Annotated in this window: 1 protein-coding gene; it reads left to right on the forward strand. The window is 55.3% G+C overall.

Features of this window, described 5'->3' with window-relative positions; all coding sequences use genetic code 11:
* Nucleotides 1-2,123: Ig-like domain-containing protein (locus tag AC2A06_RS18470; RefSeq protein ID WP_484381252.1), on the forward strand; the 2,123-nt coding region annotated here is incomplete at both ends.

The raw sequence follows: 2,123 nt of genomic DNA on the forward strand, positions 1-2,123 counted from the left end.
CCTGGTCGTTTACCCCAACCACCCCATTGGTGGAAGGTGAGCACAAGATCACCACCACGGCGACGGATAAGGCGGGTAACACCAGTGAGCCATCCGACGTCTTTAAGTTGACCACTGACTACTCAGCACCCGATGCCAGCAAAGTGGCGATCACCGGTGTGGACGATCAGGTGGGTGGGAAGACCGGCAATGTGGCTCCGGGTACCACCACCGATGACGCCCGCCCAACCATCAACGGCACCGGTGCGGAAAAAGGTAACATCATTACGGTGTACCGCGGCAGCGAGATTATCGGCACGGCGATCGTGCAGGATGACCTCTCCTGGTCAATGAAGCCGACACAACAGTTTACGGATGGCTTGGCTGTATTGACCGCGACAGAGAGCGATGCGGTAGGCAACACCACGGTGGCATCACCCGAATACAGCATTACCATCAGAACTGGCGCGCCAGTACCACCAGTGATTACGTCGGTGGAGGATAATGTCGGACCTGTGACTGAACCGCTGCAGAAGGGTAAAGTGACTGACGATAATACCCCGACGCTGAAAGGTACCGCCGTGGCGGGTGGCATCGTGAAGGTATATGACGATGGTGAAGTCATTGGTAGCGTGAAAGTGGAAAATAATGGTAGCTGGAGCTTTACGCCAGAAACCGCATTGATTGATGGCAACCACAACCTGACGGCGACGGTGACCGATGAGATTGGTGTCACCAGCAAACCGACAGGTATCTTCGACATCATGGTCGATACCAAGGCACCGGCACTGGTCACAGACCTGGTGGTGACCGACGATGTGGGCAGCGTGACCGGGCCAATCAGCACCGATGAAACCACTGACGACAACACGCCAACCCTGAGTGGCAAGGCAGAGCCGAACAGTGTGGTGACTCTGTGGGATAATGACGAGGTGATTGGCACCGCGTTGGTGAATGACCAGGGTAACTGGAGCTTTACGCCAAGCACGCCATTGAATAACGGCCCACATGATCTGACCACCACGGTGACGGATCCGGCGGGTAACACCAGCGGTGAAGGGCAGCACCTGATTTTCAACGTAGATGTGGTGCCGGGCCAGATACAACTGACTGGTCTGCAAGATGACGTGGGCAGTGTCACGGGTTCCATAACACAAAATGGGGTGACGGATGATACGCGTCCGACGCTGAACGGTACTGCGAAGGTGGGCAGTGTAGTGACCATCAGCGATGAAAATGGCGTACTGGGCAGCCTTACAGTAGGGGCAAGTGGTAACTGGAGCTTTACGCCAAGCAGTGACATGAGCCAAGGTTTACATACCATGAGTGCCAGTGCCAAAGATCTGACCGGTCATGTCAGCACCAGCGGTACCTGGGTATTTACCGTGGACTCCGTGGCCCCGACAGCACCGTTTATCGACTCGGCAGCAGACGATGTGGGTGATGTCCAGCCACAGGCCATGACCAGCGGCAGCGCGACGGATGATCCATCGCCAACCCTGAGCGGCCGTGCGGAAGCCAACAGTATAGTGACAATTTATGACCAATATGGGTTGATAGGGTCAGTACAGGCAACGGGTCTTGGCCAGTGGAGCTATACACCAACCACTGGCTTGTCAGAAGGCAAGCATGACTTTTACGTCAAGGCGGTGGACAAGGCGGGCAATATCAGTGATCCGTCCAACACCTTTACCCTGACGCTGGACTTCACGCCACCGGATGTGAGCAAGGTAGCGATCACTGAGGTCGTCGATCAGTATGGCTTGATAACCGGCCCGGTCAGCAAGGGTAACGTGTTGGATGATCGCAATCCGTTGGTTAACGGTACCGGTGCTGAAGAGGGTAACACCATCACGGTATACACCACCGATGGCAATGGGCTGACCAAAGTACTGGGTACCACCACCGTAGGCAGCAATGGCCAGTGGACGTTGACCGCTACGGGCTCACTGTATGACGGTAAAAACACGTTGACAGTAGAAGAGACTGACAAGGTAGGTAATAGCGCCAAGCCGAGTACCAGCTATGACGTCATTATGTCATTGACCCCAGGCACTCCGGTTATCGACAGTATTATTGATGATACCGGCGCTACCCGTATGTCATTGGCCAGCGGTAGTTTGACCAAGGACAATACGCCGACC

It is taken from the genome of Serratia sp. HNCC26DJ244 (assembly GCF_057180565.1).